This is a genomic window from Paenibacillus sp. FSL K6-2859, assembly GCF_038008265.1.
In the GTDB taxonomy this organism is placed as follows: domain Bacteria; phylum Bacillota; class Bacilli; order Paenibacillales; family Paenibacillaceae; genus Paenibacillus_AQ; species Paenibacillus_AQ nitricinens.
In genome coordinates this window covers 2,855,635-2,879,362 of sequence record NZ_JBBOYU010000001.1, presented here as the reverse complement: position 1 = coordinate 2,879,362, position 23,728 = coordinate 2,855,635, and the positions used below count along the sequence as shown (strand labels likewise).

The following is a 23,728-nucleotide window of genomic DNA, read 5'->3' as shown; positions in this document are numbered from 1 at the left end:
TTATAGAACCCTCAGCATCTATCTATGGCTCTACGGAGAAAAGATAATAATAAAGGGGTTGGCCACCCTCATGAATCTCTACTTCCACATTCGGGTAAGTCTCTTCCAGCCAATCTCTTAAGGAATCTGTGACCTCAGAATCAGTTTCTGCTCCAATAAGGATCGTAACGATTTCATCACCATTCTCAAGCATGTTGGACAGCAGGGCCTGACTTGCAGCTAACAGATCATCTGCGGCAGCGACAATTTTGGAATTTGAAATTCCGATAAATTGCCCGGATTTAATCTCCAGATCATCAAAGCTTGTATCACGGACAGCATTTGTTACTTGTCCTGACTTGACCTGTGAGATTGCCTCTAGCATGTTCCCAGAATTAATTTCCACGGAATCCTCTTCTTGGAACGCAAAGGCTGCAGCGATTCCTTGAGGAATGCTTTTACTTGGAATAACCGTAATCTCACGTTCGCCCTCCAAGAGATCTTTAGCTTGCTGAGCGGCAAGAACAATATTGGAGTTATTCGGCAGAATGTATACATGCTTCGCAGATATAGAAGAAATCGCGTTCACGAAATCCTCTGTACTAGGGTTCATAGTCTGACCTCCAGCTAGGACAACATCCACACCGAGACTTTTGAAAATATCTGCAATCCCAGCCCCTGATGATACTGCGATGAATCCGTAAGGTGCCAAATCATCTGCTGGTGGTTCGGCTGGAGCTGATTGTACCCGGCTCTGTTCATCCGGCATATCAGCGAAAACATCTGGCATAGGTGCAATATCCATCCCTGCTGTTAGCAAGTCACGGTGTTGCTCACGCATATTGAGAATATGAATCTGCGTAATTTCCCCATAGAGGAGTGCCAGATTCAAAACTTCACCTGGAGCCTTGGAATGCACATGTACTTTAATGGTTTCATCATCCGAAATTACAATAATGGAATCTCCATTTACTGACAACGCTTTCCTAAAGGCTTCCTCATCAAAATCCGTTCTCACGTTACCGCCTAACTGGCGATTAATGAAGAACTCCATATCATATAGAAATTCTATGTCTTCTGTAGAAAGCTGTGATTGTGCAGAAGACTGTACAGAAGACAGTTCGCTTTCAGGTTTCTTTAACACCGGTACCGGTGTTGGCACGACTGGTGCCTGAGGTTGTCCTTTTACAGTTTCAGACACACCGGAGCTTCCGCTCGTCAGATGCTGGTGAAACCCTTCATAAATATAGACCAACCCTTGACCTCCAGAATCTACGACACCGACTTGCTTCAAGACAGGCAATTGTTCCGGTGTATAGGCTAAGGCTTCCTTTGCTTTGGCCAATACCTCTGTCATGAGCTCTGTAACATCTGTAGTTCGGCGAGCATAGTAGACAGCATGTCTCGCAGCCTCTTTAGCCACTGTAAGAATAGTTCCTTCTACAGGCTTCACAACTGCTTTATAGGCTGCGTCCACTCCGCTTTGCAGTGCAGCAGCAAATTGCTGTGTGTTTAGCTCATCATGCTGAGCTGCAGATCTGCTAAATCCTCTGAACAATTGAGATAAAATAACACCGGAGTTCCCCCGTGCGCCCATTAACAAGCCCTTAGAGAGTACACCTGCACATTGACCAACAGACATTGTATTATTTTTCTTCAATTCATTCGCACCTGCGGTCATCGTCAAATTCATGTTAGTTCCGGTATCTCCGTCTGGAACCGGAAAAACATTTAGGGAATTGACGTGTTCTGCATGCTGTTGCAGCTTATCCGCTCCAGCCAATACCATAGCGGTAAAATCTGTTCCGTTTATAGAACGCTTACTCAATTGAGAATTCCCCTTCCTAACTTCATGCCTAATCATTCTATGATTAACAGGACATAATGCACTAATTTACATTGTACTATAAGTATTAAAAGAAATAAATGTTTTTGAATCGGTTGACGTAGCAAAATTTGCTGTGATATTATAGATAAGTATTGTTTTATGCAGGTGTTAGGAATAAGGAGGTGTAATCTATGTCCCGCAAATGTGCAGTAACAGGCAAGAAACCGAGCAGCGGTAACAACGTGTCTCACGCCAATAACCGCAACCGTCGTACTTGGGGAGTTAACGTTCAGAAGGTCCGTATCCTCGTGAACGGTAAACCAAAACGCGTGTACGTCAGCACCCGTGCTTTGAAAGCCGGTAAAGTTGAACGCGTTTAGTCTTTTGCAATTTTAAAGACCGAGCGATCACTCATATGAAGCAAAAAGCACCCTTTACATTTGTAAGGTGCTTTTTTTCATGTTTTCTTTTCTGTTCCAAGCCCAAGATCAACTCTTCTGAAATGTGTTCAAAATCGCTTTAACAAAACCTCCCAAAAACCTTGGCAGCTTAAACGTGTAAAATTTCATGGTTTACCCTCCCATCAATTCATGCCGTACGCAGGAGACTTTCTTCTTGTTCTAACGGTAACGTACTGCAGTCCTCCCTGCCAAAACAAAAAAGGCTACATGAGATTTCTGCTCATGTAACCATATTTATGCGTCAAGGACTTGGCCTATACCTTTAGTCGTAATAGCCTATTTTTTTAACGAAGTGCCGCTTCCGCTGCTTCTCGAATTTCAAGGATCGCTGCAGCACGGTCACTCCGGCCAAAAACTGCATTTCCTGCAACCAAAACATCTGCCCCTGCACTAACAACCAATGGCGCTGTGGCTTCCGAAACACCACCATCGACTTCAATAAGTAAATCGGGATTAACTTCATTCGCCCATTCTCTAATTTGAGTAATTTTACGCAAAGTGTTAGGAATGAATGCTTGACCTCCAAAGCCAGGATTAACAGTCATCACGAGAACCATATCCACATCCTCAAGCACCTCACGCACCGCTGATGCCGGAGTGCCCGGATTAATAGCTACTCCTGCCTTAAGACCCAATTCCTTGATCTGATGCACCACACGGTGTAAATGAACGCAAGCCTCAGCGTGAACAGTAATCACACTAGCGCCTGCAGCAGCAAAATCAGAAATATAACGTTCTGGAGACTCAATCATTAAGTGAACGTCTAGTGGAAGTTTGGTATGTAACGAGACTGCTTTTACGATTGGTGGACCAAGCGTTATATTCGGCACAAAATGCCCGTCCATTACATCCACATGGATCCAATCTCCACCACTGACCTCAGCTTCTGCAACTTCTGAACCTAAACTCGCGAAATCGGCAGACAATATAGATGGTGCTATTCGTATCATAACTTAATACCTCCGCTTTTTATCTTTCATTTCATTAAAAAATAATTTGTAATGTTCATACCGGCTATCAGCAATAGTTCCGGCCTTCCATGCCTCGATAACTCGGCAGCCTGGTTCATGCTGATGACTACAACCACGGAATTTACAATCCCCAGCATAGTTTGCAAATTCACGGAAACAAGTAGAGAGCTCTTCAACCCCAAGCTCAAGAAAATCAAGCTGACTAAAACCAGGGGTATCCGCTACAAATCCGCCCCCGCCAATATCCATCAATTCTACATGGCGAGTAGTATGACGACCACGGCCCAGACGTAAGCTGATCTCACCTGTCTCCAGTTTAAGTCCTGGCACAATACGATTCAATAAGGTCGACTTTCCTACCCCAGATTGTCCGGCAAATACACTGATGCCACCCGTAAGCCGCTCTCTTAGTTCATCACTGCCAGCTCCTGTAATTGAGCTTGTAACCATCACTTCATAACCAATATCTTCATAGAGCTCTTTAACATACTTAGTGGCTTCACCGTTATCATTAGCCAAATCCTGTTTGGTCAGAACTATTAAGGGTTCCAGTCCCGAGTGTTCAATATGAACCAGGAACTTGTCCAATAGATTCAGGTTCATATCAGGTTCCCGCACAGAAAATAGTAGAACGGCAAGGCTTACATTCGCTACAGGTGGACGAATTAACTCAGATTCTCTAGGGAGAAGCTCATCCACCATCCCTTCACCATGCTCAGTCAGCATATACATCACACGGTCTCCTACAAGAGGAGCGATCCCCTTTTTCTTAAGTATGCCTCGGCCTCTGCATTGAACTGAATCTTCCTCTGTTGCAATTAATCCTTCACGAAGCGGTTTTACGTAATAATATCCGCTTAACGCCTTTACTATTATTCCTTCAGGCATACATAGTGAGCCTTCCTCTCCTGATTTTGCGAAAATGACCCAAGTTTGAAAATCCCCCGGGTCACTTCGCTGCCACAACTATTCATGTACTTCTACCCTGATTAGTTATCGCTTTTATCTTTAGATTTGTCTTTGTTTTTATTATTATGCTTGTCATCATTTTTATTACTGTTCTTGTTGTTACCACTATTGCTCGATTCATTATTCACCGAATTGTTAGTAAGGAATCCCGTCTGATTGACTGATCCATTATTAGTAGACCCATCGTTGTCTGAACTTGGAGGCAGAATCTCAGGTTCAATGGTCGGTTCAGCAGTAGGTGTAGGATCTGTCGGTGTCTGAGTCGGCTGCGGAGTCGGAACCGTCGGTGGTTCAGGTTCTTGCACCGTGCCATTCTTCGCATCAATATATGGGATCACATAAGTGTCTAACAGCACACCATCTCGGGTAACAATAACTGAGCCATCTTTATTCGGAGCAAGCACTAGATTAACGGATAGCACTTGGCTCTTTCCAATGGTACGCGTTCCCCAATCTTGTTTCTCACCATTATTGCGCGCATCAACGAACTCAATTCGAATCTTGCTCTTCTTTCCATCCTGTGCAGGAGCTACTGGTACATTAAAGGTATAATTCAGGGCTTCAGGTGGATAACCTGTACTTAAGTAAATCGTAATCGCTGTTCCAGGTGGAACAGAGGTACCTTTCTCAAAAGCCCAAGTTTTCGTTACCTTACCTTCATCAACTGTGAAGCTGGATTCTTCCTTTACATCTCCTAGCACCAGCTTGTATTGTTCCAAAAGCGCCTTAGCTTCACTCTCCGTCTTACCGATGAGGTCTGGCATCGTGACACTTTCTTCCCCTTTGCTGACGTAGAGGGTGATTGAAACCGTCTCAGGATCAAACTCGCTTTCAAAGGCCGGATCTGATTTTATAACCTTACCCACCGCCGTATTTTCATCGAAGAGAGGTTCATTCTTAATTTGATTCTGAGGTACACCCTTTGCCATCAGCGCTTTAACCGCTTCGTCGAAAGTGTAATTCGTTACATCTGGCATCTTAGTTAATGGTTTTGCCGTATTCACAGTTAGAATTAGGGAGGCTCCCTTTTTCACTTTGGCGTCCTTTTCCCTACTTTGCTTCATAACCACATTCTCTTCGAAATTCGGACTGTAGTCATACAGTATAGGATCAGCAACCTCAAGCCCCAAATCCTCAAGTTCAGTCTTGGCTTGTTCCAGCTGTTTACCGACCACGTATGGCACCGATACCTCCGGAACAACTAATTGGGATTTAACGTACCACACGAGACTGGCCATGGCCAGCAATAACACTAAAGTTAGACCAATCCATATCGCAGGCTTAGTCCATTGTTTTTTACCTTTTTTCACAGGTACCGGATCGTCATCGTCATCGTCATCATTATCCATCCGGTCGTGGCGATGATTACGATTGCCATTACTTCTTTGGATCGGTTTAATCGCTGGTATTACCCGCGTTCGATCCTCGTCTTCCTCATCGTTAAAAAGAACTTTTGCTTCACTACGCCGCTCCGGCAACAAGCAGGTTTCTAAATCCTGCAGCATTTGCTTTGCAGACTGATAGCGCTCTTCCGGATTTTTACGCATCGATCTTAGAATTACATTCTCAACGCTTTGCGGAATAAGTGGGTTTAAGAGCCTTGGTTCTTCAAACTCTTCTTGCAGATGCTTTAGAGCTACGCTAATCGGACTCTCCCCTAAGAATGGAAGACTTCCGGTAAGCATTTGATAGAGTACAATCCCTAATGAATACAGGTCGGATTTCTCTCCTGTTGAGACACCTTTAGCATGCTCTGGTGAGAAATAATGAACGGAACCTACTACAGAGCCTGTCTGAGTAATGGTAGTAGATGTTACCGCACGAGCAATACCGAAATCCGTCACCTTCACCCGGCCATTGCGCCCGATCAATATATTATGTGGTTTAATATCCCGATGAATAATTTGATTCTGATGAGCGTGATCAAGTGCATCACAGATTTGTGAAGCGATCCTTACGGACTCGTCAACCTGTAATGGCGCTCGTTCTTTTATAATTTCATTAAGATTCTTGCCTTCAATATATTCCATAACAATATAATGAATTTCGTCTTCTTGCCCTACATCGTAAATACTAACCACATTCGGATGAGACAAAGATGCAGCTGATTGCGCCTCACGCCTAAAACGGCGGATAAATTCCTCGTCATGAACAAATTGATTACGCAATACTTTTATGGCGACGTTTCGGTTTAAAAGAATGTCATGTGCTCTATAGACGAGCGCCATTCCACCTCCGCCGATCCGTTCGATGACTTGGTAACGGCCGCCCAGTTCGTGACCGATCATCAATCCCACTCCTTTGTTTCGGGCACAGCGGCCTCTCCATGATGTTCTAACAAAGCGACGCTAATATTATCGCCGCCGCCAGCAAGCAGTGCCAACTGAAGTAAGCGGTCCGCTCTTTCCTCTAACGGTATCTCATGTATTCCCGCTACCTTGCCCAAATGCTCATTGTTAACAAAATTACTTAAACCATCACTGCACAGAAGCAAAAGTTCCCCGGGTAGCAGGGTAACAGGGGCTAAATCAACCAGCACCTCAGCATCTGTTCCAAGTGCTCTCGTCAGCACATTCCGTCTAGGATGATTATCTAATTCCTCCACACTGATCTGACCGTTCTTGAACAGCTCATTGACTAGCGTGTGATCTTCGGTTAATTGAACTGCTGCACTGTCCTTTATTAAATAGGCTCTGCTGTCTCCGATATGGCCAATATATCCGTTTGAACCATTCATCAGGGCAGCAACGACTGTAGTACCCATATTGTGGTACTTATCGTCGCTGGAAGCCTCCTTGAAGACAGTGCTGTTAGCTTCCAAAATAGCAGCTGATAACGCATCACGCAGTGCTTCGTCCTGAAGCTCAGGAAGGAGCCCGTCCAGGGTATTCCTCATCGTCTCCAAAGCAAGCCTGCTCGCGGTTTCACCAGCCTGATGTCCACCCATCCCATCGGCAATTATGCCGAGTGTATAACCGTGGCGCGTCGCGCCGATCCAGACCGAATCCTCATTGACAGAGCGCACTCGGCCAATATCGCTGGCATGAACTGTTCTGATCAAATATCCTCACCCCAACTCCATATGTTTGGCACGCAGCTGTCCGCATGCGGCCGCGATATCATGGCCTTGCTCACGGCGAATGGTAACATTCACGCCGTTGTCAGCCAAAATACGTTGAAACTCAAAGATATCATTGCGTGAAGTACGTACATATTTCCGCTCTGGCACGTGGTTTACTGGAATTAAATTGACGTGGCACAGCATGTTCTTAAGCACGCCTGCTAATTCCTCAGCATGCTCCGGCTGATCATTCACCCCGCCGATGAGTGCATACTCAAAGCTGACCCGTCGACCCGTCTTAGCTTGATAATAACGTAAAGATTCAATCACATCATCAAACGGAAAGCGGCGGTTAACTGGCATTAGCTTCGAACGCAGTTTGTCGTTAGGTGCATGAATCGAAATCGCTAAATTTATTTGTGTATCTTCTTCTGCAAATTTATAAATGCTCGGCACAATCCCGCTAGTGGAAACAGTAATATGCCGTTGTCCGATATTTAGACCTTTCTCATGAATCATAAGACGTAAGAATCTCATAGTTGCATCATAGTTCTCAAACGGCTCACCAGTACCCATGATAACAATACTGCTGACACGTTCACCCCGCTCATCCAAGATCTGTTGAGAGCGTACAACCTGAGCTACAATTTCACCTGCGGTCAAATCACGTTTTAATCCACCAAGCGTGGAGGCGCAGAAAGTACAGCCGATTCGGCAGCCTACTTGAGTAGTTACACAAACGCTATTTCCATAATTATGTTTCATGATAACTGTTTCGATCGCATGATCATCATGCAATCCAAACAGAAATTTTACTGTTCCATCTTTGGATTCCATTTTAGTAATCTCAGTAAGTGCTGCAATGGAGAATTGCTCGTTCAGCTTCTGACGAAGTCCTTTAGACAAATTGCTCATGGATTCGAAGTCACTTACACGTTTTACATACAACCAATCAAAAATCTGTCCACCACGAAAAGCAGGCTCACCGTTATCTTTCGCCCACTGCTGTAACTCTTCTAAAGAAAAATCATATATTAAAGGTTTCATTATTATTAGCACCTGTTCTTTCATAAGGATATGCGTATTATTTCTCATTCTTCCTATTTTAACACAAATTTCAGAGACGGTAAAAGAAATAGCCCGCCGTACGTTAGCCCGGCGGGCGGAAGATACAACAATTGTCAGTAGATCTGCTATATTACAAGACTCTTTGAAGCTTGGAGATATAGAACCCGTCACTGCCATAATGGTGCGGTAATATCTGAATTCCCTCACCTTCAGCCAGCGCAGTACCTTCCAATCTGTCCCACAACGGGGAAGCAAATGTTATAGAAGTGAACTCAGGATTTTGTTTCAAAAAGGAAGCTACTACTTCACTATTTTCCGCTTGTTCAGTCGTACAGGTACTATAAACCAGAACACCACCTGGTTTCAACAGTTTAGAGACTGATTGCAGTAATTGACCCTGCAGTGACGCTACACTGACAACATCCTCAGGCTGCTTACGCCATTTGAGATCTGGCTTACGGCGGATGACGCCAAGCCCAGAGCAAGGCGCATCCAATAGAATTCTGTCGAAGGAATAATGCTCAAGTGTATGCTCCAGCTCCAGTGCATCTGCACTGCCTGTTACTACGCTTTCGAGACCTAACCGTGCAGCTTGATCCGAGATAAGCTTAGCTTTATGCGGATGCAAATCGTTAGCGAGAACAGATCCTTCATCTTTCATCAGCTCGCCCATATGGGCCGTTTTGCCCCCAGGCGCGGCGCAGCAATCAAGCACTCTCATTCCAGGCTCAGGTGCAACAGCTTCAGCTACAAGCATGGAGCTCTCATCCTGAATAGATAAATATCCATCCCGATACCAGGATGAAAGAGCAAGATTCCCGCCGCCTTTTACAACAATACCATAAGGACTTACATCAGAAGCAGAAGCTTGCAGACCTTGTTCAATCATCTGACTCAACAGCGCTTCACGGCTGATCATCGTAGTATTTACGCGTACACTGACAGCGGGTGGCTCATTGTTAGCAGCGCAAATAGCTTCCGCAGCGTCAACACCATACTCGGTAATCCAGCGCTTCACTAACCATATAGGATGGGAATACTGAATAGATATCCGCTTCGCAGGACTCAATCCATCAGGTATTACCGGCAGATCTCCAGCGCGCAGCACACTACGAAGCACGCCATTAACCATACCCGAAATTCCTTGATGGCCCTTTTTCTTAGCTATATTAACAGCCTCGTTTACAGCTGCATGAGAGGGTATGCGATCCAGGTACATAATTTGATATAAACTTAGACGCAGTAAGTTACGCACCCAGGGCTGCAATTTAGCGGTCCCTTTGCTAACAAATTCCTCGAGCACATAATCAAGTGTATTCATCCGAGAGATGGTACCATAGACAAGCTCTGTAACTAATCCAGCATCTTCCCTGCTGAGTGCAGACTTCTGCAGACTGCTGTTCAGCAATAAGTTACTGTAAGCCCCTTGCTGTTCGACCTTAACCAGGATATCGAGTGCGATATCGCGGGCAGAAGCTGTAACAGCTTTACCTTTATTTCCCGTGCCGCCCTTATTACCACCCGCGCTCAACCTAGCACCGTCCCTGGTTTCATGACACCGCCACGGCTAAAGTCCGCAGCGCTCATCGCTTTTTTACCAGCAGGTTGAACCGTAGTTAGCAGCAGACTTCCGTCTCCAGTCTTAACCTCGACACCCTGTTCAGAGACCGAAAGTACCGTTCCTGGCACAGTATCCGTTGATTTCTGCTCAGCAGGAATTTTTGAAGCCCATACTTTGAAGGTCTCTCCATTCCAAAGCGTAAACGCACCGGAAAAAGGTACTAATCCACGAATTCGATTATAGTTATCACGTGAGCCAGCGTTCCAATCCAAACGCTCATCCTCACGATTCAGGTTAGGAGCAAAGGTCGCTTGACTGTCGTCTTGCGGAGTCGCGTGAACAAGGCCGTTTACTAATCGCGGCATTTCAGACTTCAAGAGATCACGTCCAGCAAGACTAAGCTTCTCGAACATCGTGCCGGAAGTATCCTCATCCTCGATAGCCACCTCGACGCGCGAGATCATATCTCCAGTGTCAAGTCCTTCAGCCATATACATCAAGGTAACACCGGTAACTTTCTCACCGTTAATGATGCTGCGTTGAATCGGTGCGCCACCCCGGTATTTAGGAAGCAGTGAACCATGAACATTCACACAACCATTACGCGGCAAATCCAATACAGCTTTCGGCAAAATCTGACCATATGCAGCGGTCACAATTAGATCAGGCTCATATGCAGCTAGCTCTGCGACAGCCTCAGGCTTGCGCATCCGTTCAGGCTGGAGCACAGGTAAACCTAGAGATAATGCGGCTTCCTTAACTGGTGAAGGAGCCAATATCTTTTTACGTCCTTGCGGTCGATCTGGTTGGGTGACGACGGCTACAACTTCATAGCCCTCATCCATCAGCATTTGCAAGCTTGGCACCGCAAAGGCTGGGGTTCCCATGAATACAATCTTCATATTCTCACTCCTCAGTCTCGCTCAGTTCAGCTGTCATCTCATATACTTTTTCTGCGATATCCGTAAACAATACTCCGTTCAGATGGTCAATCTCATGTTGAAAAGCCCGAGCAAGTAAACCACTGCCGGTAATGGTAATTTCTTTTCCCTCACGGTTAAGACCACGTACGGTAACTGTCTCTGCACGGCGTACATCACCATTCAATCCAGGAATACTAAGACATCCTTCAGGTCCAAGCTGTTCGCCTTCTGTACCGATGATTTCCGGATTAATCATTTTGATCAGCCCGTGCTCTTCATCTGCATCCACCACAATTAGGCGCTTCAAAATACCAACTTGCGGAGCCGCCAGCCCTACACCTTCAGCGTCATACATCGTATCAGCCATATCATCTAACAATTTCTTCACATTAGGTGTAACTACAGTTACTTCTTTTGCTATTTTGTGCAACACTTCATCCGGTTCCTTAACGATCATACGAATCGCCATTACAAACACCTTCCCGTTCTGTACATCTCTATATTTAGAGTTTATTGATCTAGCTCTTTTTTTACATTGTAACATGATAACGATTTACATCAACATTTGCGGATCAACATCAATGCTGATCTGGAGCCCTGTATCCCGTACAGAATCCTCCAACTCCTCAGCCACTTGCCGAACAAGCCCTATCACATCGATGGCGCCGCGCCATTTTATCATACATTGGAATCTATATCTACCCTTTAAGCGAGGGATTGGAGAAGCTACAGGACCTAACAGATCTAGTACATCCGTAGTTAGCTTATCTAGACTCCCATACCATCTTAGATTTCTAGCCTTCCCCTGCAGATTCATAGCGTAATTCTCTGCCATCCGGAGGAGTAGCGGTAACTGCTCATGAGATAATGTAACGAGTATTAGTCTGCAATAAGGCGGATAATGTAGCCCTCTGCGATGCTTCAACTCTTCCCTTACAAAAGAGAGATAGTCATGCCCGCTAGCATGAATAATAGAATAATGCTCCGGTGTATAAGACTGAACAACTACCTCACCCGGTAGCTGATGCCGACCCGCTCTTCCCGCAACTTGTGTAAGCAATTGGAATGTCTTCTCCGCTGCTCGAAAATCGGGCAAGTTCAACGCGGAGTCTGCTGTAATTACACCTACTAGAGTTACGTCAGGAAAATCCAACCCCTTCGCTACCATCTGAGTACCCAGCAGAACATCCGCTTTTTTGTCTCTGAATTGATTCAGCAGCTTCTCATGCGAACCCTTTTCAGTCGTTGTATCCACATCCATACGAATCACCCGTATTCCCGGGAACAACTTACCAAGCTCTTCTTCCACTCGCTGCGTCCCCGTTCCGAAGAAGCGGATATGCTCACTTCCACACTCTGGACAAAGTTTCGGTGCTGGCTCTGCATGACCACAATAATGACAACGCAAATTGTCACTACGGCTGTGGTACGTCAACGAAATATCACACTCTGGGCAGCCTGCTACATAACCACAACTCCGGCACATGACAAACGTTGAGAAACCTCTACGGTTAAGCAATAACACTGTCTGTTCTCCACGTTCCAGCCTTTCAGCCAATGCAGAATGAAGCTTCCGACTGAACATGGAGCGGTTCCCTTCTTTGAGCTCTTCCCGCATATCCACAACATTTACCTTGGGCAGCTCGTTGCCAAGCGCGCGCGTAGGCATCTCAAGAAGTACTGGTGAAAAATGAATATCACTCTGCGCTCTAGCAGCATGATAGCTTTCTAACGAAGGCGTGGCGGAGCCTAAAATCACGGCTGCCCCACACTGTTCGGCTCTGCGAATCGCAGCGTCACGAGCATGATATTTCGGATTTTCTTCCTGCTTATAGGAGGTCTCATGCTCCTCATCCATAATAATCAAACCTAGATTAGAGAACGGTGCAAACACCGCCGACCGGGCGCCAACGGCAACCGTAGCTTTTCCTTCACGGATTTTCCGCCACTCATCATAACGCTCACCGACAGATAATCGGCTATGCATTACCGCCACACCACTCCCGAACCGCCCTTTAAAACGCTCCACCATCTGTGGTGTTAATGCGATTTCCGGGACGAGAACGACGGCCTGTCTCCCCTGATCCATACAACGTTTGATACATTGCAAATAGATCTCAGTTTTACCGCTCCCTGTAACGCCATGTAACAGAAATACTTCATGCATCTGTTCTTCTAGCGTTCGTGAAATACGATTGTATACAACCTCTTGCTCTGCTGTAAGTGGCAGAGGCGTAGTAGGCTTAAAATCACGTCCTTGATAAGGGTCGCGATAGACTTCAATTTCACTGATTTCGATAAAGCCTTTTTCCTCTAACCCCTTCACGGTACTTGCCGTGACTTGAAGCGCTGATAAGACTTCCTTAAGCGCCATGGGGAGTGTGGCTTCCCTTTCGATCAGAAAGCTTAGTACTTCCTTCTGTCGCGCCGATTTTTTCGGGAATTTGTTCAACGCTTCACGAGCAGCCGTAATTCCTATTGCAAGATCTACCGCTTTCAGTTTCTTCTTGCCCATCTTATCTTTGATCGATTGGCTCTCTACAAGCACTCCACGCCTTAGCATGAACTTCACCGTCTCCGCAGCCTCTGGAAATGCACGGGTAAGTTGCTTCATGGATACTTCGCCATTACGTCCAATAAATTCAGTAATTAGTCGTTCCTCATTCCCTGTATCGACAAACATAGGGAATAATTCATCATCCGGAAAGGCTGTCTCTTCCTCCACATCTCCCAGCGAGATCAGTCGTTCTGCCTTCCCCTTTAGAGCGGTAGGCAGCATCGCCTGCAGGGCTGATATTCGTCTGCATGCATATCTTTTACTCATCCAGTCTGCTAGCTCAACTAATTCAGGAGATAAAGGCGGAAGCAAATCCAGCACTTCTTGAATAGGCTTAAGACCCGGATTCACTAGTGTTTCTCCTGACTCCAGTGAAACGACAAAACCTTGCACTGTGCGGTGTCCGAACGGGACCGCTACCCGGCTGCCCACTTCAATCCATAACTTTAGTGATTCAGGAATACTATAATCAAATGGCCGGTCAGTGCTGCGTACAGGCACATCCACAATGACCTTGGCAATATCCATTATAATGAAGCTCCAGTAATTCGCTCTGCCACGAGTGTCAGCAAACGACGAGCAACCTCATCTTTGGACAATTGTGGCAATTCGAGCACCAATCCATCTACATCGTATATCGATACAATATTCGTATCCGATCCGAATCCGGCTCCTGCAGCCGCTACATTGTTCGCAACAATGAGATCGCAGTTTTTACGGACCAGCTTGTCCTTTGCATAAAATTCTGTATTTCCTGTCTCCGCAGCAAAGCCGATCAAGAACTGCTTATCCTTACTCTTACCTAACGTTTCCAAGATATCCGTTGTTTTTATAAGCTCAAGAGTTAGCGTATCTCCATTTTTTTTAATTTTGGAAGTTTCACTATGCTTAGGTCGATAATCTGATACAGCCGCCGCCTTGATCATAATGTCGCAGTTGTCCCACAGCGCAGTAACCGCATCATACATCTCTTGTGCGGATTGAACACGAATAACGGAAAGATCCGGGTCTTGAGGAGGTTCTTCATCTGTTCGAGCAGCAATTAAAGTAACCTCAGCCCCCATAGCACGTGCAGCACGCGCCAAAGCAAAACCCATTTTACCGGAGGAATCATTGGAGATATAGCGTACCGGATCAATCCGTTCTACTGTACCTCCTGCTGTGATGACGATCTTTTTACCCTTAAGCGGTTTAGACTTCACACTTTCTTGCAGCGCAAAAAACTCCTCAACATGACTTACAATCGTCTCCGGCTCTTCTAAACGACCTTTACCCACGTAACCACATGCCAGCAAACCTTCCCCTGGCTCAATAAACTGAATTCCTCGTTTAGCAAGGGTATCCAAATTGCTTAGTACAGCGGGATGCTGATACATATGGACATTCATAGCCGGTGCCACCATTATAGGTGCAGTAGTAGCGAGTAACGTAGTGGATAACATATCATCCGCAATGCCATGCGCCATTTTAGCAATAATATTCGCAGTTGCAGGTGCTACTATTACAAGATCGGCTGAATCAGCCAAATCAATATGTGAGATAGAGGATGGATCCCGTTCCTGGAATGTATCGCTGTATACTCGTTGCTTCGACAGTGACTGTAGAGTTAATTCTGTAATGAACTGCTTTGCCGAAGCTGTCATAATGACATGAACTTCAGCTCCTTTTTGGACAAGCTTACTGGTCAGGGCCGCTGCTTTGTAAGCAGCAATTCCTCCTGTAATCCCAAGTAAAATAGTCTTCCCCTTCAAGCTCTTCAACATGATCTCCCCCCTGTTCCCTACTCTTACAACGAATGATCTATTTCTTTACTACTTATATTTTATATTTTGAGAAAAAAATAACAACCTTCCGGTTGTCAGAAACAGCCCGGTCTTGGGCTATCATCATTCATTAAAGACCCATAAATGCTCCATAACCCAAGAAGAAACGGCATCGCCTAATTACAAATAGGCGGTATCCGTTTCTACAAAGGGTCTTATTTAAATAGGCTTGAGACTACTCTTCACCGCGGGTAAGAGTAATGCGATCTTCGTAAATTTCTTCAAGAGCAACACCGACAAATTTATGCGATTTAGGGTTCTTCACATCTGTCTTGCCACCTTCACGCAATTGTCTAGCACGACGTGCTGCCGCTACAACGAGTGAATACTTACTGTCAACCTTGGTCATCATTTCATCAATGGATGGATATAGCACAGGGACACCTCTTCATAGTTTACTGGTAATACAATTTGGCCTTCAGCATACATTACCTAACTTTACAATGTTCGGCGATAATAATGCTTTCTATTCTCTTACAGGCCAGATCAATCTCATCATTCACAACAGCATAGTCGTAATGCTGCATTAGATTAATCTCATCCTCCGCTACAGTCATGCGGTGATCGATTACATCTGGATGTTCCGTACCCCGTCCGCGTATGCGATCCTTCAACTCATCCATAGAAGGTGGAAGAAGGAACACAAAAATACCTTCAGGGAATTTTTCTTTGACTTTGAGAGCTCCCTGAACCTCAATTTCGAGAATAATATCTTTGCCGCTATTGAGAGTTCTCTCTACAAAATCACGTGGAGTACCGTAAAAATTACCTACGTACTCCGCATATTCAAGCAGTTGGTCAGCTTCTATCATTGCCGCAAACTGCTCTTTACTTTTGAAAAAATAATTCACACCGTCTTCTTCACCCGCACGCGGACTGCGGGTAGTAGCAGAAACTGAGTAGACAAGCCCGGGCATCTTCGGTCGTAGTGCAGTACATACAGTACCTTTACCCACGCCGGAAGGTCCGGATAATATGATGAGCAATCCTTTTGACATAATACACTCCATTTAGTTGTTATTCGTCGTTGTCGTCATCTTTACTGGATAAGCGATGTGCCACAGTCTCCGGCTGTACAGCCGACAGAATGACATGATCACTATCTGTAATGATTACGGCACGAGTCCGTCGGCCATAGGTGGCGTCGATCAGCATATGCCGATCTCGAGCCTCCTGGATAATACGTTTGATTGGTGCAGATTCCGGACTGACGATGGAAATAATGCGGTTGGCAGACACAATATTCCCAAAGCCAATGTTAATAAGTTTGATTGCCATGTTCCGGTAGTTCCCCCCATAAAGTTCTATGCTATTACCTGTTCCCGGTTACTCTATGTTTGCCGCTTGTTCACGAATCTTCTCCAGCTCCGCTTTCATGTCTAGCACAAGACCCACGAGAGTTAGATGATTACATTTCGATCCGATTGTATTCGTCTCCCGGTTCATCTCCTGAATGAGAAAATCCAGCTTGCGACCTACCGGTCCTTTCCCCTTCAGGAGGGTTCTGCATTGTTCGAAATGACTATACAACCGGGTCAATTCTTCATCAATATTACAGCGATCAGCAAAAATAGCGATTTCCATCCCGAATTTATGCTCATCAAAAGCGAACGTCCCATCATTTAACTCATTTAATCGATGACGAAGCTTGTCACGATATTCAATGATTACAACAGGTGCAAGTTCAACCATTTCAGCATGCATGGTCTCGAGATGATTGAGGCGCTGTTCAAGATCTGCGGCTAGAAAACTGCCTTCACGGGCGCGCATCTCCAGCAGAGACTGCAAACTCTGCTCAAGTCCCGTCTCCAACATTTCAGAGTAGTCTTCTAAGGCCGCGGACACGGCACCCGCAGCCTCATCTTTGCTTTCCATAATACCGGGTATAGAAAGTATATCACGTAGAGTCAACTCACCGGACAAACCATACTCGTTCTTAAGCTGATCTGCCGCCTTAAGATAAGACATGACAGCAGAGCGATTCAGAACCGGTCCGGAAGACGACTCATCGTGCTCTCTATTGATGGTAACATCTATCCTTCCCCGTTTGACGTGCTGCTGAACCTTTCTTCTCAGCACATCCTCATAACCCGTCCAATCCCGGGGCATCCGCAGTACAACTTCGCAGTACCGGTGATTCACCGATTTCACTTCGAACATAATCTTGTAGCCGCCGAATTGCAGGGACGATTGACCGTATCCGGTCATGCTAAATGACAACGGAATCACATCCATTACACTATTGTAATTGATTATTACTAGCGAAACAAGGGGGACAATTTACGTCCTGATTTCTCCCATACATACTCCATCAGCTGTGCGCTCATATCATAGAACATGAACGGTGTCATCAAATAGATCCCATTGAAATGAGCTGTAGCAACATCTAGCAGCTCCTTAGCGATGGCAACCCCTTCAGCTCTTCCTGCTTCCCCTTCAAGTCCCTTCATGCGGTTCCGAACTTCATCCGTAAGCTGGATGCCTGGAACCTCATTATGAAGGAACTCTGCATTACGTCCACTAGCAAGTGGCATCACACCAATAAACACGGGGATTTCCAGATGTGCTGTGGCTTCAGCGATCTTCACGATCAGTTCCTGATCATAGACAGGCTGAGTCATAATATAATCTGCACCAGAGGCAATTTTCTTCTCTAGCCGCTGTACTGCCTTATCTAAATGTTTGACATTCGGGTTAAAGGCAGCACCAATTACAAAGTTTGCTTTCTGCTTCAAAGGTTTACCAGAGAAGGAGATGCCATCATTCAACTGCTTAATCATCCGAATAATCTCAAAAGAGGTTAAATCGTAAACCGAGCTTGAGCCAGGAAGATCCCCGAATTTTGCTGGGTCTCCAGTCACCGCCAGTACATGATCAATCCCAAGCGCATCAAAACCCATCAAATGCGATTGCGTACCGATCAAATTTCGGTCCCGACAAGCAATATGTACCAGCGGACGAAGTCCCGTTTTTGCGTACACCAAATGGCCCAAGGCCATATTGCTCATCCGTGTAACAGCTAGAGAGTTATCGGCGAGCGTAAGCGCATCCGCGCCTGCTCTTCTCAACGCTTCCGCACCCTTCATGAACTTAGCAATATCCAAATCACGAGGTGGATCAAGCTCAACGATAACCGTATGACGTTCCTTTACTAGATCAACCAGATTCGGCTCACGACCATTTCTTCCCTCATCTTCGCCAAAATGCTCCTGCAAAGATACACGCTCCACAGTCGGAAGTGTCGGTTCTGGAAGTGGCTGAGGTACATAACCTTTCAATGCAGAGGAAATTTCAGCAATATGCTCCGGAGTAGTACCACAGCAGCCTCCGATAATTCTGCAACCCATGTCTGCAAAAGTCACTGCCATCTGTCCAAAATATTCAGGTGAAGCCCCATACCGGTATTCTCCGTCTACATAGTCCGCAACACCCGCATTCGGATAAACCGAGGTAGGTAAAACCAGATTACCCTGCACAGCTTTTAGCGCTCTCTTAATTCCATTTGGACCCGTATTACAGTTAAATCCGATGACATCCGCTCCGTCAGCTTCTAAAATGCGAAAAGCGTCTGGCAACGTCAGTCCATCTAATGTCCGTGCCGATTCATCCACAGCAAATTGGCAGATGACTGGGAGAGTGCTATGTTTACGTACTGTTCTTAGTGCGAGATGCAGTTCTTCGACATCATAGAAAGTTTCTAGCATAATACCGTCTACTTCTTCTTCAAGCAATGCGGTAATCTGTTGTGTGAAATACTTCTTCAACTCTGTTGATGAGAGATTTGCACGTTTACCGGCACGAATAGAGCCTACAGCACCTAGTACATAACCATTATCCCCAGCAGCTTTACGAGCGATTCTTACGCCAGCGCGATTAATTTCTTCAACCTTGGACTCCAAACCATATTTGGACAGCCTGTCAAAATTTGCTGAGAACGTGTTACTTTCTAGCAGCACCGCCCCTGCATCGATATAGCTGCGATGGACATCTTCAATAACACCTGGAGAAGTCAAATTTAATTCTTCATAGGAAATGCCAACAGGGAAACCCTTTTGATATAAATAGGTACCCATCGCTCCGTCTCCGACCAATACTTTGTTTCCCCATGCGGAACGTAAATCCGGCTTCACTGCAAGATCCTCCCTTGACACAATAGTTTCATACTAATGTATCATAAATCGGTATGGATGATAAGCTTTCACTATAAAAGATAGTAACAACATTTATACGCATTGCATGGTCACGGATTAAATACTACATACTAATAATAAATCTGTTATTTACGTAAAAAGAAGGGATGAATCAGATGAAGAAAAAAAACAGGAAAGTGTTACTGCAAAAATATCTGATCTTAGTATTTCTGACCACGCTCTCTTTGCTTTATCTTTATTTGGTGGACTGGATGTTCGGATATGGCTTTGGGAACATTGGATATATTCTAAATTACTTACTGTATACTGCATCTGAAAAGACAACAGCCATCTTCTTATTGCTCTGTCTGCTTGTTCCTGACATCATTTCTTGGATTCGAGGAAGTCAACCCGGTCGTGAAGCTGAAAAGTGACTTTTTATAGCGGCAATAATCACAAGTATAACTGGTATCAACACCATGAACAAAGGATAAACCGTGTATAATAATCTCCCCCCCTCATTAAGATGTTCAATAAAACTGCGAGCATTCAGCATAGAACTAAACAAAATAATTAAAGCTGTCGGATAGATCATTCTCCGATAAGGAATCTTAAATAACTCCGATATGCCTATAAGCGCTGCCGCGAAAAAAACAGACATTTTGAAAAACACACCTATAATTAATACCATGACAACTAGAATGTCAACGCGTTGGATGAAATCTGATATGGAGATTTTGCTGATCGTCGGCATCAGCGGCAGTGGTGAACGTTTAATAATATCTGACCCCAGTACCGATATATTCAAAACCATAGTAAGGCTGAGAAGTAACCCAGAAACGAAAATTGCCGCGGCAATCACCCAAGGTCCTTTTTTCGTATGGTTCAAATAAGGCATAAGCATAGTAAAACAGATCATTTCACCAAATGGAAACATATAACTCTGTTTGACTACAGAAGTTAATACAGGCTTAACACCATTCTCAAAAACGGGCTGCAGCTGTTGTAAATGAATAGACCCTGAAAACATCAGCATCATCGAGCAAAAGATACCGATCAAAATCACCAGAGCTGCAAAAACCAAAGAGGTTCTGGAGAGGACTTCTACACCTTTATGAAGCACATATGCACTGGATAATATCATCAGGGAAGAGACGATAAACAACGGCGTATGATGCATAGTAGCCATTACCAGCATAGAGCTTCCGTCCCTTAAATCACGACCCGCCAAATTGATAAACAGAATAATGTAAAGCACCGAGATCACCGAACCCAAATATTTTCCAACTAGTTTTCGGGTATACGCAGTTAGCGGCAGCTTCGGGAACTTTCTATATAAATAGGCATATCCAGCAAAAACTACAAGACCTATTACATTTCCAATCAATATTGAAATCCATGCATCTTTCCCCGCTTCCATTCCCAGATTCACCACTAACGCTGTCCCCATTTCGAACAATAATGTTAAGGTGAAGAATTGGAGCAAACCAATTTTTATACTGCCACTATGCATATACGCCCCTCCTTTTAGCTTCATTATTACTTATTGATCTGAAAAGAATCGCTACGCATGTCGGTGTGTCTGATTACAACATCCTCTTCCACTTTAATCTCGCATGTTGCAAATATATTCTCCCAATGATCTTTGACTTTTTTCCACCCTTGTGGATTTTCACGTTCTACTATTTCCCCGAAACCTATATAGTCACTCTTTAATGCTCGGGACTTGGCTATTGCTTTCCATACTTGATCACGAATGTTTTTTTCCAGAAGCTCCGTAAGATTATTTACCACATCAGGCTTCGTCAACTCCAAAGGATTGGGCGATTCTTTTAACCCTGCTTGCTGTGTAATTTTTATCGTAAAGACTGGATTTTCAGTATCCTTAGCATCAACAACGATACGAGCCTGAGAAAGATAAATATTAAAAGACAAATACTTATTCTCTCCGATAGATACGAATGCGGGCATTTGTGTAATTTTATTTTTTAAAAGCGAGGTGCCGATCGCTTCTTCTCCTTGAAGCCAACCCACCAGCTTGTCCTCTTTAAAAACTGCGATTCCAGTCACCCTCAAAGTAGCTTTCGGTTTTATCGCTTTTAAATTATCGTTCGAGTCTCTCTGCTCGACATCTCCTATGACTTCAACGCCATTAATCATCGGTCCCCCGCTTGGCATCTGAATCCCACGGACTACATCATCCACCTCCATTCGATAATTGTATCCAAACTGTTTAGAGGTAGTTTCCAGCTTTTCCACCAGATCGTTAGCTGGGATCCTTCCGAACACGGTCATAGTTGTCATACTGTCACTTGCCGGTTGCCCCTTGGAAATAAAGAGAAGGCTCGTCAGACGAGTCTCACTTTCTCTTTCCAGCACATCCATAATATCCTTAATCCCCTCCCGGGCAAATTTCTCTGAAATCACTATTACTCGAATATGCCCTAATGACAAAAATCGCGCGGTTTGCCGCGAAGCATCAGCTAAGGCTTCAAACATAGTGCGACCAGTCCCTTTATATATAGCAACAGGAGAAGTCCCCCTAGCGTTCTCACCTGAAATTTCGTCTGCAACAATAATTTGGAACGATAAGACATATTTATCTGCTTCCGTTGCCCCCCTATCAATCGCCACACCCGAAACAATCGCTCTTCTGTTTAGTTCAACGCTGTCCCAGCAGCCAGTAAGCATAAGGAACATCACTAAGGTTAACCCGATTCTTATATACACTGATTGTTTATCCTTCATCAAGAGCTCCTTTCTTTTGCCTCCCTGTATCATCAGCCTTATCTTCGATGACTGGAGCAAGATTCTCCGGATGACTTGCGTTTATCTTCTCACCTTCCGGCGAATTTCTGCGCTTACCTTGAGTTGATGATTGATCCACACTGTGTGTCCACATAGGTAATCTTAAAAAGGTATCTTTTTGCCGCTTCACAGATAAAGGCACTATAGGTGACAAATAAGGAATACCAAATGAACGCAAGCTGTTCATATGCGCAACGAGTATAATAAGACCCAGTGTAATTCCATAAAATCCAAACATCCCGGCAAATATTAAAAAAGCAAAACGAATAAGCCTGCCCGCAATCGCCATGTTATACGAAGGTATAGCAAAACTTGCGATACCGGTCAGCGCTACCACAATAACCATAACCGGTGTGATAATTCCGGCCTCTACGACAGCCTGACCTAGAATCAGAGCACCTACAACAGAAACGGTTTGCCCCACTGCGCGAGGCATCCGCACCCCAGCCTCTCTAATGATTTCGAACGCACCTTCCATCACTATTGCCTCCACGAAGGCAGGAAAGGGGACATTCTCCCGCTGCGACAATAAATTAATCAGTAAGGTTGTCGGGATCATCTCATAGTGGAACGTGGTCAGTGCTATATATATGGAAGGTCCAAGAATTAGAATAATAAAGCTGATATACCGGATGAACAGCATTAATATAGAAATATCAAACCTTTCAGCATAATCCGATGAAGACTGAAAGAATTGTGTGAATACCGCCGGCAAAATCAAAATAAAAGGGGTTCCGTCTATAACCAGCACTACTCTACCCTCTAACAGATTAGAAGCAGCGACATCTGGGCGCTCACTGTTATTAATGGTCGGAAATGGAGTAAAGGTTTTATCCTGTATCAATTCTTCAATATACCCAGATTCCAAGATCGCATCGATTTGGATTTCATTCAGCCGTTCTCTAACCTCATTGACCAGCTTTTCATCAACGATGCCTTTAATGAACAGCATACCCACATATGTATGAGATACCTCACCAATTTTCATATACTCCAGTCTTAAATTAGGGGTCTTTAATCTCCGCCGGATTAAGGAAATATTCGTGGCTAGGGATTCTACAAAACTGTCTTTCGGGCCACGGACAACAAGCTGAGAGGACGGTTCAGTGACTGAACGTGTTTCGCCACCTTGGGTACCACACACAATGGCACTGGCATACCCGTCAATTAAAATCACTGTTTCTCCCGAAAGAATTGCAAGCAGAACCTCTTTCCAGTCCTCTTGTATCACCGCATCACCAATTTCCAAAGTGCGATTCAAAATAAACTCTATTAAACTTCCAGACGCAGGGACTTTTTCATTTATCATTTCGCTCGTTACCCCGACTAATGAACCCACGATGAATTCATCAACAACTTCTTTCTGCACTAGACCACTGAGGTAAAGAGCCGCTACCGATACAGAAGAATCTTCCCCCACTTTTAAATGGCGTATTTTTAGATCGGGACTATCTCCTAGCTCGTTTATTATTTGTTCTAACGTTTGTGTGAGAATGATCGATAATCTACCCAGCGATGGCGGAGAATCTTGTTGGCTTTTACCGGATTTATTTCTTCTATTTAATCCTTTGATGTTCAACAAGATCCCT

The 23,728-nt window shown here is 44.8% G+C and carries 22 protein-coding genes; 2 read left to right on the top strand and 20 right to left on the bottom strand.

Translation table 11 applies throughout. The annotated features are described in order from the left end of the window. Positions 1–22 precede the first annotated feature (22 nt). A complete protein-coding gene (locus MHB64_RS12610; protein ID WP_094868550.1) occupies positions 23–1,807 on the bottom strand; it encodes a DAK2 domain-containing protein in 1,785 nt (594 codons plus the stop codon). A 191-nt stretch (positions 1,808–1,998) separates the two neighbouring features. Between MHB64_RS12610 and rpmB the strand changes: the two genes are divergently transcribed. After that, on the top strand, positions 1,999–2,187 hold the full coding sequence (gene rpmB, locus MHB64_RS12605; RefSeq protein WP_042187400.1) for a 50S ribosomal protein L28: 189 nt from the start codon (positions 1,999–2,001) through the stop codon (positions 2,185–2,187). A gap of 108 nt (positions 2,188–2,295) precedes the next feature. Here rpmB and spoVM read toward each other — a convergent pair whose 3' ends face one another. The 16 genes from spoVM to MHB64_RS12525 form a co-directional block, all read right to left on the bottom strand. Next, positions 2,296–2,376 (bottom strand): stage V sporulation protein SpoVM, encoded by an 81-nt coding sequence (gene spoVM / locus MHB64_RS12600; RefSeq protein WP_020431362.1) that lies wholly within the window; start codon positions 2,374–2,376, stop codon positions 2,296–2,298. 176 nt (positions 2,377–2,552) lie between these two features. Then, a complete protein-coding gene (gene rpe, locus MHB64_RS12595; RefSeq protein ID WP_094868549.1) occupies positions 2,553–3,218 on the bottom strand; it encodes a ribulose-phosphate 3-epimerase in 666 nt (221 codons plus the stop codon). Positions 3,219–3,221: 3 nt separating this feature from the next. After that, on the bottom strand, positions 3,222–4,127 hold the full coding sequence (gene rsgA / locus MHB64_RS12590) for a ribosome small subunit-dependent GTPase A (RefSeq protein WP_094868548.1): 906 nt from the start codon (positions 4,125–4,127) through the stop codon (positions 3,222–3,224). A gap of 101 nt (positions 4,128–4,228) precedes the next feature. Further along, entirely contained in the window at positions 4,229–6,496 is a 2,268-nt protein-coding gene (pknB, locus tag MHB64_RS12585; RefSeq protein WP_341134541.1) for a Stk1 family PASTA domain-containing Ser/Thr kinase, read from the bottom strand. Next, positions 6,496–7,269, bottom strand: a complete 774-nt coding sequence (locus MHB64_RS12580; protein ID WP_094868546.1) for a Stp1/IreP family PP2C-type Ser/Thr phosphatase — start codon at positions 7,267–7,269, stop codon at positions 6,496–6,498. The genes pknB and MHB64_RS12580 overlap by 1 nt, the downstream gene beginning before the upstream one ends. 6 nt (positions 7,270–7,275) lie before the next feature. Further along, complete coding sequence (gene rlmN, locus MHB64_RS12575; protein WP_042187390.1) at positions 7,276–8,316, bottom strand: 23S rRNA (adenine(2503)-C(2))-methyltransferase RlmN; 1,041 nt, start codon at positions 8,314–8,316, stop codon at positions 7,276–7,278. A 151-nt stretch (positions 8,317–8,467) separates the two neighbouring features. Continuing rightward, complete coding sequence (gene rsmB, locus MHB64_RS12570) at positions 8,468–9,868, bottom strand: 16S rRNA (cytosine(967)-C(5))-methyltransferase RsmB (protein WP_094868545.1); 1,401 nt, start codon at positions 9,866–9,868, stop codon at positions 8,468–8,470. Further along, positions 9,865–10,800: a methionyl-tRNA formyltransferase gene (gene fmt, locus MHB64_RS12565; protein ID WP_094868544.1), complete on the bottom strand. Its 936-nt coding sequence runs from the start codon at positions 10,798–10,800 to the stop codon at positions 9,865–9,867. The genes rsmB and fmt overlap by 4 nt, the downstream gene beginning before the upstream one ends. 4 nt (positions 10,801–10,804) lie before the next feature. After that, the gene (def, locus tag MHB64_RS12560; RefSeq protein ID WP_094868543.1) at positions 10,805–11,290 is read right to left on the bottom strand and encodes a peptide deformylase; all 486 of its coding nucleotides are present in this window, start codon (positions 11,288–11,290) and stop codon (positions 10,805–10,807) included. Between the two features lie 84 nt (positions 11,291–11,374). Continuing rightward, entirely contained in the window at positions 11,375–13,906 is a 2,532-nt protein-coding gene (gene priA, locus MHB64_RS12555) for a primosomal protein N' (RefSeq protein ID WP_094868542.1), read from the bottom strand. Next, positions 13,906–15,141, bottom strand: coding sequence for a bifunctional phosphopantothenoylcysteine decarboxylase/phosphopantothenate--cysteine ligase CoaBC (gene coaBC / locus MHB64_RS12550; RefSeq protein WP_094868541.1), 1,236 nt, complete (start codon positions 15,139–15,141; stop codon positions 13,906–13,908). The genes priA and coaBC overlap by 1 nt, the downstream gene beginning before the upstream one ends. Positions 15,142–15,376: 235 nt before the next feature. Beyond that, positions 15,377–15,577 carry a DNA-directed RNA polymerase subunit omega gene (gene rpoZ, locus MHB64_RS12545; protein ID WP_094868540.1) on the bottom strand — a complete coding sequence of 67 codons (201 nt, stop codon included), beginning with the start codon at positions 15,575–15,577 and terminating at the stop codon, positions 15,377–15,379. 52 nt (positions 15,578–15,629) lie between these two features. Continuing rightward, on the bottom strand, positions 15,630–16,199 hold the full coding sequence (gene gmk / locus MHB64_RS12540; RefSeq protein ID WP_094868539.1) for a guanylate kinase: 570 nt from the start codon (positions 16,197–16,199) through the stop codon (positions 15,630–15,632). A 19-nt stretch (positions 16,200–16,218) separates the two neighbouring features. Then, entirely contained in the window at positions 16,219–16,479 is a 261-nt protein-coding gene (gene remA / locus MHB64_RS12535) for an extracellular matrix/biofilm regulator RemA (RefSeq protein WP_006209218.1), read from the bottom strand. A gap of 48 nt (positions 16,480–16,527) precedes the next feature. Then, positions 16,528–17,421: a YicC/YloC family endoribonuclease gene (locus MHB64_RS12530; RefSeq protein ID WP_094868538.1), complete on the bottom strand. Its 894-nt coding sequence runs from the start codon at positions 17,419–17,421 to the stop codon at positions 16,528–16,530. A gap of 38 nt (positions 17,422–17,459) precedes the next feature. Then, positions 17,460–19,331, bottom strand: coding sequence for a bifunctional homocysteine S-methyltransferase/methylenetetrahydrofolate reductase (locus MHB64_RS12525; RefSeq protein WP_094868537.1), 1,872 nt, complete (start codon positions 19,329–19,331; stop codon positions 17,460–17,462). A gap of 176 nt (positions 19,332–19,507) precedes the next feature. On the opposite strand from MHB64_RS12525, the gene MHB64_RS12520 reads away from it, so the two are divergent. Then, entirely contained in the window at positions 19,508–19,765 is a 258-nt protein-coding gene (locus MHB64_RS12520) for a hypothetical protein (RefSeq protein WP_341134540.1), read from the top strand. Here the strand turns inward: MHB64_RS12520 and MHB64_RS12515 are convergent. Genes MHB64_RS12515 through MHB64_RS12505 form a run of 3 tightly spaced genes read right to left on the bottom strand, consistent with a single transcriptional unit; the run spans position 19,738 to position 23,718 of the window. After that, complete coding sequence (locus MHB64_RS12515; protein ID WP_094868535.1) at positions 19,738–20,844, bottom strand: GerAB/ArcD/ProY family transporter; 1,107 nt, start codon at positions 20,842–20,844, stop codon at positions 19,738–19,740. The two genes, MHB64_RS12520 and MHB64_RS12515, sit on opposite strands and share 28 nt — an antisense overlap. A gap of 26 nt (positions 20,845–20,870) precedes the next feature. Next, positions 20,871–22,079 (bottom strand): Ger(x)C family spore germination protein, encoded by a 1,209-nt coding sequence (locus MHB64_RS12510; protein WP_341134539.1) that lies wholly within the window; start codon positions 22,077–22,079, stop codon positions 20,871–20,873. Then, positions 22,069–23,718, bottom strand: coding sequence for a spore germination protein (locus tag MHB64_RS12505; protein ID WP_341134538.1), 1,650 nt, complete (start codon positions 23,716–23,718; stop codon positions 22,069–22,071). The genes MHB64_RS12510 and MHB64_RS12505 overlap by 11 nt, the downstream gene beginning before the upstream one ends. Positions 23,719–23,728: the final 10 nt, after the last annotated feature.